Here is a 12,434-nt window from a genome sequence, read left to right on the forward strand (position 1 = left end):
AACTGCCCACTGGCGCTTTGATCCTGCTGTGGTATTACCAGTTTGGAATCCGATCAAGGGGGAGGGCCGAATGACGCAGGGCAGGGAGGAAGCGATGGAGCGCGGCAGGCTCGCGGCCTTTTGCGTCACCGCACTTGCGATCCAGGCTTACGCGACCCTGGTCACGGTGTTCCTGCCTGAATTTTACGCCAATGCGCTGGCGCTGCCGGTGGGCGCGGTCGGCACTGCCTTCATGACGGTGCGGGTGCTGGACCTGATGATCGACCCATTGCTGGGCGGAATGATGGACGCCACGCGATCGCGTTGGGGACGGTATCGCCCCTGGCTGGTGGCGAGCGCGCCCATCCTGATGCTGTCGACCTATGCACTGTTCCAGGCGGAGCGGGGAGTCGGCATGGCCTATCTATGGGCATGGCTGTTCATTGCCTTCATCGGATTTTCGATGATCGTGCTGTCGCATCTTGCCTGGACCGCAACCCTCGCCACGGGAGCAGCGGAGCGGACGCGCATTTTCGCCTGGTGGCAGATTTTCGCGACGGCAGGGCAGTTTTCTATCCTCGCGATATTGCCGCTCGTCGCGAGCGCCTATCCGGGCGACCCGGGAGCGGGGATGCATGCGGCGGGTTGGGTCATGATCGTGCTGATCCCTGCCGCGATCTTGCTGGCGCTCAAGACGACGCCTGAAAAGCAGCCCTCCGAGGGTTCTCAGGCAGCCCTTGCATTGCGCGATTATGTCGCGCTCTTTTCGCAGGGGCCGGTCGTCCGGCTTGTACTGGCAGACTTGCTGATTGCCCTGTCGACCGGCGTCGCCAACGCCGTGGCGCTGTTCTTCTATATGGGGCAATTGGGGTTCGACCGGGCGGCTGCCAGCACGCTCATCCTGATCGCCTATGCCGCAGCCTTTGCCGGAACGCCGCTGTTCGCGAAGCTTGCCGGGCGGATCGGCAAGGCGCGCGCGCTGCAAGTTGGCGCGTTGATGCAGGCGGCACTGCAACTGCTCATGGCGACACAGCCTGCGAACGCCTTCTGGCTGACGGCTGCCAATGTCGCGGCGCTGGGCCTTTGCATCCCCATCGCCTGGTTCCTGCCGCGCGCGCTGATGGCCGATGTCGCCGACGCTACTCGCGTCCGCTTCGGCGTCGATCGCACCGGGCTGCTCTATGCGACGCTCAACGGATCGATGAAGCTGGCCTTGGGGCTGGCGGTCGGCCTTGCCTTCCTGCTGCTTGGCTGGCTCGGCTTCGATCCCGCCCATGCCAGCGATCCGCGCAACGCCTTGCCGCTGCGCACGTTGATCGGCATCGTGCCCGCACTGTTTTCCCTTGGCGTGGTCCTGTGCATGATGCGCTATCCCGAAACCTCCCTGCGGGAGGCGAGCCGCAAGGCCGCTCTCGCCTGACCCTTCCAAACTGAAAGATATGCCGATGAATCGCCGCGACCTGCTCAAATCCTCTGCTTTGTTGATGCTGGCGGCGGGCGTGCCCGCGATGGCGCGCCGCAAATCCGCTTCCTTGCTTGGGAAGGATGGGGCGGGCGTCCAGCTTTATATGTTCGATCCTGACCTCAACCGTGACTTCGACGGCGCGCTCGCCAGCATCGCGGCGACAGGCGTCCGGTCGGTGGAGCTTGCGTCGCTGCACCGTCGCTCCGCCACTGAATTCCGGGCTGCGCTGGACAAAGCGGGCCTTGTCTGCCGGAGCGCTCATGTCGCCGCTTCGTCGACGGTGCCGGGCGCAAGCGGGCTTAACTTCGATGATCTCGACAAGCTTGTGGACCAGCTCAATATCCTGGGTTCGCGCAACGCCGTGTTGCCGCTTTTCCAGTTCCCCAAGGACCCGATCTGGGGTCCGCCGATCTCCTTCATGTCGCTGATGAAGCCCGGCGGAGCGCCCATTACGGCCGACCGTTATGAGCGCATGGCCGACTTCCTCAATGAGAAGGGCGCGGTGCTCAAGAAACACGGTATCCGCATCGGTTATCACAATCATAATGGCGAGCTGGCGCCACTGGGGAACAAGACGGGTTTGCAGATCCTGCTTGAACGAACGGACCCGAGCATCGTCGATTTCGAGCTGGATGCCGGATGGCTGGCGGCGGGCGGGCACGACACCGCCGCCTGGCTCGAGCGCTATCGCGGCCGCTTCACCCAGATGCATGTGAAGGACATCGCGGCGGGTACGCAGATCAATTATCATATGCAGCAGAAGCCGACGGAGGTCGGGTCGGGCATAATGAACTGGCCCGCAATCCTGAAGGCGGCGCGAGGTGCGGGCGTGCGCAATTTCTTCGTTGAACAGGAGCCGCCTTTCACCGGGGCGCGCATCGACTCTCTCAAGAAGAGCCTTTCCTATCTTCGCAAGCTGGAGACCGCATGATGAACCGTCGCCTGATGAGCCGCACGGCGATCTTCGCTTTTCTGATGGCAGGCGCGATGCCCGGGCAGGCGCAGAATGAAGCCGCGTCGACACTGATGTTCGACGACGTGACGGACACGCATGTCCCCGTTTCCAAATATCTCCACGCCCTGGATGTCGCGCTGGTTGACGTGGACGGTGATGGCGATCTGGACGCAGTGCTGGCCGTCGAAATGGGCCCGAACCGGCTCTACATCAATGACGGGCAGGGGCGTTTCACCTGGAAACAGGGCGCGCTTGGCACCAAGGCGCATGATAGCGAACATGTGCTGTCGGCCGACTTCAACCGCGATGGCTTTCCCGACCTGATCTTCGTTGCCGAGGAGGATCATGCGCACCAACTGTTCCTCGGCGGGCCGGGGGGTGTGTTTACCGAAGCGTCGGACCGGTTGCCGAAGATGAGCGAAGGCAATGGGCTGGCGGTCGGCGACGTCAATGGCGATGGCCTGCCCGACATCGCCATCGGCAATTCGGCGGAGGACCGCCCCGGCAAGCCGCGCGCTTCGGGACAGAATTTCCTTTGGCTCAACGATCCCAAACAGCCCGGCACCTTCATAGACGCCACGGCAACTCATCTGCCCGCTTATGAGGATGATACGCAGGACATCGCGCTGGTGGATGTCGATGGCGACGGCGATCTCGACATGGTGGTCGCTAATGAAAGCCCGCCGAACCGGCTGCTGCTGAACGATGGCAAAGGGCATTTTCGCGAGGCGTCGAAAGGCCTCCAGTTGCTGACGCCCATGGAGACGCGCGAAGTGCATGTGTTCGACGCCAATGCTGACGGACGGCCCGACATCCTGTTCCTGAACCTGACCAGCAACAACAAGAAATGGGACAAGGATCCCCAGGCGCGGTTGCTGATCAACAAGGGGCGGGGCAAGTTCCGCGACGAAACCAAGACGCGCCTGCCTGTCAACCGCTTCTCCAGCTGGGGCGGGATGGTGATGGACTTCAACCATGACGGCCATCCCGACCTGATCGTCGGGGCGATCGACGTGCCGGGCTTCAAGCCATTGCAACTGCGTGCCTATGCCAATGACGGCAAGGGCCGCTTCAGCGATTTGACGGCGACCATCATGCCCGCCACCGCCGTGGGGCGCAGCTGGAGCATGGCAAAAGGCGACGTCAACGGAGACGGCGTGGAAGACCTTTTCGTCGGCACCTGGGGTACGCAGGCCCGCCTGCTGCTGGGGAAGAAGGCCAAATAGTTCGACGACAATAGCATTCCGCCAGATGGAATTGTCCTTTTCACGCAAGTTGCGATTTGCAGCTTCCTCCTCCGCTTTGTAAGCCAAAGACATAGCGGCGGGCGAGGAACGGACATTGACGGAAGGCGACAGGGGGAAAGTGGCGCGGATTGCGCTGGCGCGGGAGATGTTCGACGTCGCCCTGACAACGGTATCGGCCGAGCGCTGTTTGCCATCGCATCTGCCGCCCCCTCCGGAAGGACGGCGGCTGGTACTGGCAGTGGGGAAGGCCGGAGCGGCGATGGCCAGCGTGGCGTTGCGCCATTCGCCGCCGGGTACCCAGGCGATCGTCCTTATTCCTTATGATCACGGACTGCCGCCAGGTACTTTGCCGGCCGATGCGCTGGTCATCGAGGCGGGGCACCCCTTGCCTGACCAGCATGGCCTGCACGCGGCGCAGATGATCCAGGAAGCCGTGCGCGACCTTGGCGAACAGGATCAGTTGCTGGCGTTGATTTCTGGCGGCGGGTCGGCTCTGCTGGCGCTGCCGGTCGATGGCGTATCGCTGGATGACAAGCGCCGCGTGACACGGGAACTGCTGCTATGCGGGGCGACCATATCGCAGATCAATTGCGTGCGCACGCACTTGTCGCAGGTCAAGGGCGGCCGTCTCGCCGCGCTGGCGCACCCGGCGGAGGTCGTCACCCTCGCCTTCTCCGATGTACCGGGGGATGATCCCGCGCTGATCGCGTCGGGCCCGACCGTGGCGGACCGCACGACACTGGAGGATGCGCGCCGGGTGATCGAGCGTTATCGCATCACGGTTCCCGACAATGTGATGACTGTGCTGAACGATGACCGGCATGCAACGCCGCGTCCCGGATCGCCTGAACTTGCGCGCGCGGACACGCGGATCGTCGCGCGCAACCGCATGGCGCTGGAAGCTGCGGGGGAGGTGGCAGCGGCGGCGGGATATAGGCCGGTCTATCTCGGCGATGATCTGGAAGGGGATGCGACCGAACTCGGTATCGTTCACGCTGCGCTGGCCCTGCATCATCAGCGCAAGGGCGGGCGCTGGGCGCTGCTGTCGGGAGGAGAGACAACGGTGCTGGTCGGCAACCCGTCGGGCAGGGGCGGGCGCAACAGCGAATATATGTTAAGCCTTGCCATGTCGCTGGACGCCGCGCCGGGGATTTCCGCGCTGGCGTGCGACACGGATGGCATCGATGGCGTGGGCGGACATGCTGGCGCGATCGCTGACGAAAGCACGCTGGCGCGGGCCAGAGCGGCCGGCCTGTCAGCAAGCGGAATGCTGCGCGAGAATAACAGCTTCGGCTTCTTCGAGGCGTTGGGTGATCTGCTGTTCACCGGCCCGACCCGCACCAACGTCAACGACTTTCGCGCGATCCTGATCGACGGCTAAGCATCCGGGGTGGTCCCCTGCAGCTTCCACGCGGCGCCGATCGCGAAATGGCTGAGGATCAAATCGTCAGCCATGGACGCGTCGCCAGCGCGGACGGCCTCATAGATTTTGCGGTGATGATCGACCAGATAATCCCGCGCTTTCGGGCTGTCCGCGATGCGCCTGCGGCGTTCGACATGCGACCGTTCCAGCAGATGCGTGATCGTGCCATAAACAGTCGTCAAAGCGGGGGAATGTGCGGCGGCGACAAGTTGGGTGTGAAAATGAAGGTCGGCATGCCCCCCGCTCGACACATCGTCGATGGTCGCTTCTATCTCCTCCAGCGCTGCTTCGAGGTTGCGCTGGTCTTCAGGCGTCGCCCGGGTGCAGGCAAGGCGCAGCGCCTGCCGTTCCAGTGCGATGCGGACCTCGACAATGTCGTCGATGATCGCGGGTTGCTGCGCCAGCGCAAGCGAGAAGAACTCCCCCAAGACCGCTGCATCGGGGATGCGCACGGTGCTGGCGCGTCCGTGGCGCGTTTCCAGCACGCCGATCATCTCCATCGCGCGGACGGCTTCGCGCACAGCGGGACGGCTCACCCCCAGGCTCAACGCCAGTTCCCGTTCGCTCGGCAGGCGGTGCCCTGTCTCGACACCGCCATTCACCAGCAGGTCACGCAGGTGCGCCAGCACCCGGCGATATCCTGAAGTCTCCGGTTCTGTGGGGACGGCGGCGCACTCGATGGTCATGCATTGGCTTTACCGCCCGCAGCGTTTCCTGACCAGCGGTTAGTCGCGCTGTCCATATGGTGAAACATCCATGACATCAGCTTGACTTGCAGCAGCCGCCAAGCTGCTTGCGCAAGGCTAAGGAGAAAGATCAATGAAGGCAAAGCATGTACTGGCCGCCGCGCTCTTTGCGGCAGTGCCCTTGTCCGCACTCACCGCGCAGACCTTTACACGCGGTGAGGCCGTGCCCGCGGCGATGCCGCTAGGAAACAGGCCGGGCAATCCCATTCAAGACATGCCGCCAGGGCAGCGGCTGATCTCCGCCTTCGGAGAAAGGCCCGTGTTCTCGACCAAAGGGGACAAGCTGGCATTCATCGGCAAATCCTATGGCGACGCTTATGAATATGACATGGCGACCGGCCGCACGCGCAACTTGACCAGCCACGCGGCCAGCGAGGGCTATTTGCGGGTGCATTATCTCCCTGACAGTAGCTACCTTCTGCTTGGCCCCCGTATTTTGGGAAAGACGCGGGAAGAAACCCGGCATGGCCGCATCGAACTGTTCTGGATGGACGCTCAGGCGATGAGTGCGCCTGTTCCGTTGGGCATCACCGTGTTCGAAGGGATAGCGGTCAGCCCGCGCAGCAACATGATCGCGTGGAGCCAGGTGAAAGCGGCAGCTGGCGGCAAGCCGGCATCGACGACCATCTACACCGGTCGCGTCGCCGTCAACGGGCAGTCGGCAAAGCTTGAAGACGTGCGGGAAATCGTGACGACCACCGAATGCTTTGTTGAGGCACAGGACTTCTTGCCGGGCGACAAAGGCCTGACGATGCCTTGCTACGGTTTCGGCAAAGGGCCGACGGGTGTCGAGACGAAAGTTCTTTCGGTCGACTTCGCGACCAGGAAGATCACAGAATATCCCACGCCTTCTACCCTCTATGGCGAAGTTGAAGGGATTTTCCCTGATGGAAAGCGAACCTTCGTCGAATGTGCGCAGGACCGTTCGAAGGGCATGGATCTGTGCATATTGGACCTTGACCCTAAGAAGCCGCGCTACACGCGCATGACCAACATAGTGCAATATGGCGGCTGGAAATACGGCAATCCCGTCGTGCGGCCGGACGGCCGGATGGTCGCGGCGCAGGTGGGGTCGGCGGATGTGATCGACGCAGGGGTCGGTCAAGGCATCGTCTTGATGGACCTCGCTCCGAATTTCTGATCCGTATTGGGCGGGGGAGAGGCGGTCAGCCGCCGCTCCCCCCGCTTGTCCTTTCAGATCATTGTGAGTTGCACCGCCTCGAACGTATCGACCGGCGGCAGATCGAACCACAGATGATCGCGGTCCCCCGCACGCTGCTTGCCCTTGACCGCCTTGCCAGCCACCAGCATCCGGGCTGTGCCGCCTACAAGACCACGAACGCCAAGCTTCAGCCCCTGGGCAATCACCGGATCGCCATAATGGGTGTTACGCTGGCCCGAATAGTTTATGACGTGGACAAGCATCTTGCCCGCAGCGGGCTGCCGCATCGCCATCATCTCGATCGGACCTGCGCCTTCCAGAAGAAGGGGCGGCGGTGGGGCGTAGCGAGCGATCAGGCTTTCGAAAAGCACGCGATGCGCGTCGATTCCGTCACGATAATAGAGCCAGTCGGGCAGCCAAGGGATATGGACATGATGCCCCTTGCCATAAGCCATGACCAGCGCGCCCGCGTCGGCGCGCGCCGTGTCACCGGGCCGGGCGTAGGAAAATTCGGGGGGGCCGAAGCGCTGGTCCGGCGCGAACGGGATCAGGCTTGTCGCGCCGCTGCGGGGCGTCACCGGGAAGAATGTCTCGTCGATTGGTATCCGGCCAGGGCCCATGGGAATGGCCGCCTTGCTCATGTCGAGCGACCAGCCATGGCCGTCGCGCGGTTGGCCAAAGCTGCCTACCGGGCTCGATTTCATCGGCGATGCGGAGCGCGGCTTGCCGTCCTTGCCCAGCGCGCCGGTATAGCCAGTGGCAATGATCAAGCCACCTGCTTCTACGAAAGCATCAAGCGCGGCGGCGTCACCTTCATCAAGGGTCATGATATGCGGCATGATGATGACATCATAGGTCCTGTCGCGGGTGGCCTTGGCCACTTGCATGCCGTTGGTCATCCAGAATGGCAGGCGCGCATCGACCAGCGCCTGGTAGGCGCCTCGCTGCGCATTGCCGCTGTAGCGGGCAAGCCCAGTGCCGGCCGGCTGGAAGATCGAGCCCATATTGTAGAGCGCGATGCGTGCGCCCGGCTCCAGTCCTGCATAGTGCTGCTCATTGGCGGCATGCCAATGATAGAGGCGCGAAATCGGCGGCAGGAAACGCGGGTCATCCTGATCGCCCAGCGTCCCCATCAGATAAAGATCGAGCTTGGCTCCAGTCCCAAGTGCTTGGGCAAAGCGCAGCATGTGGTTTTGCGTGCTTTCCGTCACCTGCCGCCATGGATAATCCATATGAGCGGTCGAGGTGGCGGAAAAAGCCTTGCCGGGCGCCAGCGCCATCAAGGCTCGCGTCTGTTCACCCATGGCGTGCGGCCATTCCGGCGCCTTGCGCGAAACGCGCCGCTGCACCTCTCCGCGCGCGACGACGCCGCCGAAAAAGTCCATCAGAGGCACGTTTGGACGTGCTGTCTTTATGATGTCGCGCGCTTTGGCCGAAAGTTCCGCCATGATGCGCGATTGGAACTGTTGATAGGCGCCCCAGTTGGGATCAGTCCCGTCTTCGGTCCGGGGTAGTTCCAGCTTGTACAAGTCACGGAACCGCCGCTTGCAATTGTCGCACACGCAAATGCCGTGATCGACGTCGGAATAGTCGGTTCGGACAAAAGCCGTCATGTTGAAGAACAGGCCGTCGACATCGTGCCGTTCGACCCCTTCCTTCAAGATTTGCAGGCTGTAATCCTGCGCCCAACCGCCATTTGGGCATGCCTGGTAAGTCCCGGCATATTCGCGCGGAGTGCCGTCGCGGTTGCGCATGAACCAGTCGGGATGCGCGTCAAAGGCGGGCTTGGTCGCCTTGGAGAGGTCGAAGCGCCCGATATAGGCGAGACCTTCCGCATGCGCGGCGGCGACCATTTCACCCGCGAAATCGCTTTTCATGAACGGGTTGCGGTAATGGAGCGGCAGCTGAGTGGGATAAAATGCGACGATCCCGCCGATATTCGACACGATGACATTCGCACCGAAAGCGCGCGTTTCGCGGGCGATCGTCCGAGGGTCTTCCAGCGCATCGATCTCACGCAGATTAGTCTGGAGGATGCGATATTCATGCTTCCACCATTGCCGCCGATCAAAGTTGCCAACATCTGCGGCGGCCCAGCTCTGAATGGGAAGGGCGCTCACCATCGCCGTTGCGGGCAGGGCGCGCACAAGGTCGCGGCGCGAAATCCCGCCGTTCGCTCTCAACTTCATGCTCGTCACGCTCCTGATTGTTTCGAACTCCCCATGTCCATTCTGCTCCGACAAAGCGCGATGGACAATCATCCGGCAAACCGCATTCCGTCATGTGGAACGCATGCCGTTCAACGGCGAATATGTTCCGCATCGCGGAAAGACGAGTTTCGTTCGCATGCTCTCCAGCCTAGCGACCGCTGACCGAGGGTGCTGAACCCGCGAAAAGCTGCGGCGCGATGGGAGCGGAAGTTGATCGGGAAAAGGGCAACGGTGGCGCAATGATCTGGGCGCAGAATTACGATCCGTTCGGCAACGGCCTGTTGTCCGCACTTGTCGCCGCCATTCCTGTCGTCGTGCTGCTTGGCGCTATCGGCCTGTTCCATCTGCGCGCGCATATCGCAGCGCTTATGGGCCTGGGTGCAGGTCTGGCGGTCGCAGTGCTCGCATTCGGCATGCCTGCGGGGCTGGCCCTTCGCGCTGCTGGGTTTGGCGCGGCTTATGGACTGCTGCCGATCGGCTGGATCGTGCTCAATATTATCTTTCTGTATCAGCTGACGGAGACGACCGGGCAGTTCCATGTCCTGCGCGGGGCGATCACGTCGATCACGGCGGACAGTCGGCTACAACTGCTGCTGATCGCTTTCTGCTTTGGCGCCTTTTTCGAGGGCGCGGCAGGCTTCGGCACTCCGGTCGCGGTGACGGGCGCGATGCTGATCGGGCTTGGCTTCACGCGCTTGCAGGCGTCCGGGTTATCGCTGATCGCCAATACCGCGCCTGTGGCGTTCGGCGCGCTTGGGACGCCGCTGGTCACGTTATCCGGCGTGACGGGTCTCCCCTTGCTCGAACTGTCGGCGATGGTCGGGCGGCAGATGACGCCCTTCGCGATCATCGTGCCCTTTTGGCTGATGGTGGCATATTGCGGGTGGCGGCGAACGATGGAAGTGTTGCCCGCCGTGCTGGTCGCAGGCGTCAGCTTTGCGGTCGTGCAACTGCTCATTTCCAATCTTCACGGTCCCTGGCTGACCTCCATCGGCGCCGCGCTTGCCTCGATCGCTACGCTGATCGGCTTCCTGCGGATATGGCAGCCCGCGCGCATCATGCATGTCAATGAGGCCAAGCTCGCTGCGGGAGACGAGCGGGACGTGGCAGCGACGGTAGATGCGGCCCATGCCCAGCCGCCGCATGATCCTGCCGCAGTCCGCCGTGCGTGGATGCCGTGGATCATCCTGACCGTCTGCGTCTTCCTGTGGGGTCTGCCCTTCATGAAGCAGGGCTTGGACGCGATCTTCGCGCTGCGCCTGCCCTTCGCCGGGCTCGATGGCGTGATCCAGCGACTGCCCCCCGTCGTGACCGCGCCGGAATATGAAAAGGCGGTTTATAATCTCAACCTACTTTCAGCGACGGGCACAGCGATACTGGTGGCCGCGCTTGCCTCCGCAGTGCTTCTGCGTGTGCCTGCGCGGACGATCGGCCTTGTCTATCTACGGACATGGAAGCTGGTGCTGCCCTCGCTGCTCACCATCGCGGCGATGCTGGCGCTGGGCTATCTCACCCGATATGGCGGCATCGATGCTTCCATGGGGCTGGCCTTTGCGGCGACGGGCGTGCTCTACCCCTTCTTCGGCACGATGCTCGGATGGCTGGGCGTTGCCGTGACCGGATCGGATACGGCGTCGAACGTGCTGTTCGGCGGATTGCAGAAGATCACCGCCGAACAGCTGAACCTGCCGCCCGTGCTGATGGCGGGCGCGAACAGCGCGGGCGGGGTCATGGGCAAGATGATCGATGCGCAGAGCATCGTCGTCGCCTCTACCGCCACCCAATGGTTCGGGCAGGAAGGCCGCATCCTGCGCCATGTCTTCCTTCACAGCCTGGTGCTGGGGGCGCTTATCGGTTTGTTCGTGATGCTGCAGGCCTATGTCTATCCCTTCACCCTGCTGGTGCCCTGACGGCATGGACGACCTTCCACAAGCGGCAGCTACCCGCGCGCTGCTGAAAAATATTTTCGTGGAGGCGCTGGACGCCGTGCGCGGGGAAAGGCTGGTCGAAGGGCTGGGCATCCCGCAGGGCGACCACTGGCGCATCCGCCACCAGGGCAAGACCATCAACTGGCCCTTGCACCCGGAAGGCCGCATCTTTGTAATTGGTGCGGGTAAAGCGGCTGGCTCCTTGGCGAAGGGTGTGGAAACGCTGCTCGGGGATCGCCTTTCGGACGGCTGCGTCATCGTGAAGCATGGCCATGCCGAACCACTGACGCGCATCCGGCAGCTACAGGCGGGACATCCCATCCCTGATGCGCAAGGAGTCGACGCGACTGCCGAGATGCTGCGCACGGTCGAAGGGCTGACAGAGCGCGACAGCGTGATCGTTCTGCTGACCGGCGGTGCGTCCGCCCTGATGGTCGCGCCCATTGAAGGCGTCACGTTGCAGGAAAAGGCGGCGGTGACGGACATGCTGCTGCGATCAGGCGCGTCGATCGAGGAGATCAACGCCGTCCGCAAACGGCTGTCGCGGGTGAAGGGTGGTGGGCTGCTGCGCCATCTCCAACCTGCATCTGTGCTGACCCTGCTGATATCCGATGTGCCGAGCGGCAACCTAGACATGATCGGATCAGGGCCGACCTTCCCGTGCAGCGCGGATTTTACGGATCCGATAGCGATCCTGGCGCGCTATGGACTGGAGCAAGCGGTGCCCGCATCCGTCCGCGATGCACTCGCGAATGAGATGCAGGCTGCTGCTGAACCCGCAGGGCGCCACAAGGCGCTGATGCTGGCGGACAGCGCCATGCTTGTCGAGGCGGTCCACGGCATCGCCGCGCGGGAGGGGCTGAGCGCTTACGACGTCGACGCGGGAATGGCGGGCAACACGCATGACGCAGCGCTGAGGATGGCGGACGCCTTGCGGGCCGTGCCGCCGCAGGATCGCCCTGCGTTGCTTGTGTCGGCCGGTGAAACCACCTTGCAGGTGAAGGGCGACGGGCTGGGTGGGCGCAATCAGGAGTTCGCGCTGGTCGCAGCCTTGGCGCTGGCCGGGGAGGGCAATGCCGCGCTGCTCGCCGCTGGCACCGATGGCACCGATGGGCCGACCGATGCGGCGGGGGCGTTTGCCGATGGCGCCCTGCACGAACGAGCGCGGGCAGCGGGGCTCGACCCGGCGGAGATGCTGGCGCGCAACGACAGCTACCGCTTGTTCAAAGCGACCGGCGACTTGGTCCATACGGGGCCGACGGGAACGAATGTCATGGACCTCGTTCTGGGCATCGCCTTCTGACCGGAACGAATTGAGA

Annotated in this window: 9 protein-coding genes; 7 read left to right on the forward strand and 2 right to left on the reverse strand. The window is 63.2% G+C overall.

What is annotated here, in order from left to right; all coding sequences use genetic code 11:
- The first annotated feature begins 70 nt into the window (after nucleotides 1-70).
- The 4 genes from MU848_RS00920 to MU848_RS00935 all read left to right on the forward strand — a co-directional run bounded on the left by MU848_RS00920 (nucleotide 71) and on the right by MU848_RS00935 (nucleotide 5,027).
- Nucleotides 71-1,399, forward strand: coding sequence for an MFS transporter (locus MU848_RS00920; RefSeq protein ID WP_247229611.1), 1,329 nt, complete (start codon nucleotides 71-73; stop codon nucleotides 1,397-1,399).
- A gap of 25 nt (nucleotides 1,400-1,424) precedes the next feature.
- On the forward strand, nucleotides 1,425-2,375 hold the full coding sequence (locus MU848_RS00925) for a sugar phosphate isomerase/epimerase family protein (RefSeq protein ID WP_247229612.1): 951 nt from the start codon (nucleotides 1,425-1,427) through the stop codon (nucleotides 2,373-2,375).
- Nucleotides 2,372-3,625: an FG-GAP repeat domain-containing protein gene (locus MU848_RS00930; RefSeq protein ID WP_247229614.1), complete on the forward strand. Its 1,254-nt coding sequence runs from the start codon at nucleotides 2,372-2,374 to the stop codon at nucleotides 3,623-3,625. The genes MU848_RS00925 and MU848_RS00930 overlap by 4 nt, the downstream gene beginning before the upstream one ends.
- A gap of 115 nt (nucleotides 3,626-3,740) precedes the next feature.
- Nucleotides 3,741-5,027, forward strand: a complete 1,287-nt coding sequence (locus MU848_RS00935; protein ID WP_247229616.1) for a glycerate kinase type-2 family protein — start codon at nucleotides 3,741-3,743, stop codon at nucleotides 5,025-5,027.
- Here MU848_RS00935 and MU848_RS00940 read toward each other — a convergent pair.
- The gene (locus MU848_RS00940; protein ID WP_247229618.1) at nucleotides 5,024-5,755 is read right to left on the reverse strand and encodes a FadR/GntR family transcriptional regulator; all 732 of its coding nucleotides are present in this window, start codon (nucleotides 5,753-5,755) and stop codon (nucleotides 5,024-5,026) included. The two genes, MU848_RS00935 and MU848_RS00940, sit on opposite strands and share 4 nt — an antisense overlap.
- A gap of 133 nt (nucleotides 5,756-5,888) precedes the next feature.
- Between MU848_RS00940 and MU848_RS00945 the strand changes: the two genes are divergently transcribed.
- The gene (locus MU848_RS00945) at nucleotides 5,889-6,956 is read left to right on the forward strand and encodes a hypothetical protein (protein ID WP_247229620.1); all 1,068 of its coding nucleotides are present in this window, start codon (nucleotides 5,889-5,891) and stop codon (nucleotides 6,954-6,956) included.
- Between the two features lie 53 nt (nucleotides 6,957-7,009).
- Here the strand turns inward: MU848_RS00945 and MU848_RS00950 are convergent, their stop codons facing one another.
- Nucleotides 7,010-9,166 (reverse strand): alpha-amylase family protein, encoded by a 2,157-nt coding sequence (locus MU848_RS00950; protein ID WP_247229622.1) that lies wholly within the window; start codon nucleotides 9,164-9,166, stop codon nucleotides 7,010-7,012.
- Between the two features lie 218 nt (nucleotides 9,167-9,384).
- On the opposite strand from MU848_RS00950, the gene MU848_RS00955 reads away from it, so the two are divergent.
- Both MU848_RS00955 and MU848_RS00960 read left to right on the forward strand, forming a co-directional pair.
- On the forward strand, nucleotides 9,385-11,097 hold the full coding sequence (locus tag MU848_RS00955; protein ID WP_247229624.1) for an L-lactate permease: 1,713 nt from the start codon (nucleotides 9,385-9,387) through the stop codon (nucleotides 11,095-11,097).
- A gap of 4 nt (nucleotides 11,098-11,101) precedes the next feature.
- On the forward strand, nucleotides 11,102-12,418 hold the full coding sequence (locus MU848_RS00960) for a glycerate kinase type-2 family protein (protein WP_247229626.1): 1,317 nt from the start codon (nucleotides 11,102-11,104) through the stop codon (nucleotides 12,416-12,418).
- The last annotated feature ends 16 nt before the right edge of the window (nucleotides 12,419-12,434 follow it).

Origin of the sequence: Sphingobium agri, assembly GCF_023051225.1 — a bacterium.
Classification (GTDB): Bacteria; Pseudomonadota; Alphaproteobacteria; order Sphingomonadales; family Sphingomonadaceae; genus Sphingobium; species Sphingobium agri.

Bases quoted from the DNA above. Each gene is read 5' to 3' on its own strand.
- MU848_RS00920 (WP_247229611.1), top strand. From the start codon at position 71: ATGACGCAGGGCAGGGAGGAAGCGATGGAGCGCGGCAGGCTCGCGGCC.
- MU848_RS00955 (WP_247229624.1), top strand. From the start codon at position 9,385: ATGGGAGCGGAAGTTGATCGGGAAAAGGGCAACGGTGGCGCAATGATC.
- MU848_RS00940 (WP_247229618.1), bottom strand. From the start codon at position 5,755: ATGACCATCGAGTGCGCCGCCGTCCCCACAGAACCGGAGACTTCAGGA.
- MU848_RS00960 (WP_247229626.1), top strand. From the start codon at position 11,102: ATGGACGACCTTCCACAAGCGGCAGCTACCCGCGCGCTGCTGAAAAAT.
- MU848_RS00945 (WP_247229620.1), top strand. From the start codon at position 5,889: ATGAAGGCAAAGCATGTACTGGCCGCCGCGCTCTTTGCGGCAGTGCCC.
- MU848_RS00950 (WP_247229622.1), bottom strand. From the start codon at position 9,166: ATGAAGTTGAGAGCGAACGGCGGGATTTCGCGCCGCGACCTTGTGCGC.
- MU848_RS00930 (WP_247229614.1), top strand. From the start codon at position 2,372: ATGATGAACCGTCGCCTGATGAGCCGCACGGCGATCTTCGCTTTTCTG.
- MU848_RS00925 (WP_247229612.1), top strand. From the start codon at position 1,425: ATGAATCGCCGCGACCTGCTCAAATCCTCTGCTTTGTTGATGCTGGCG.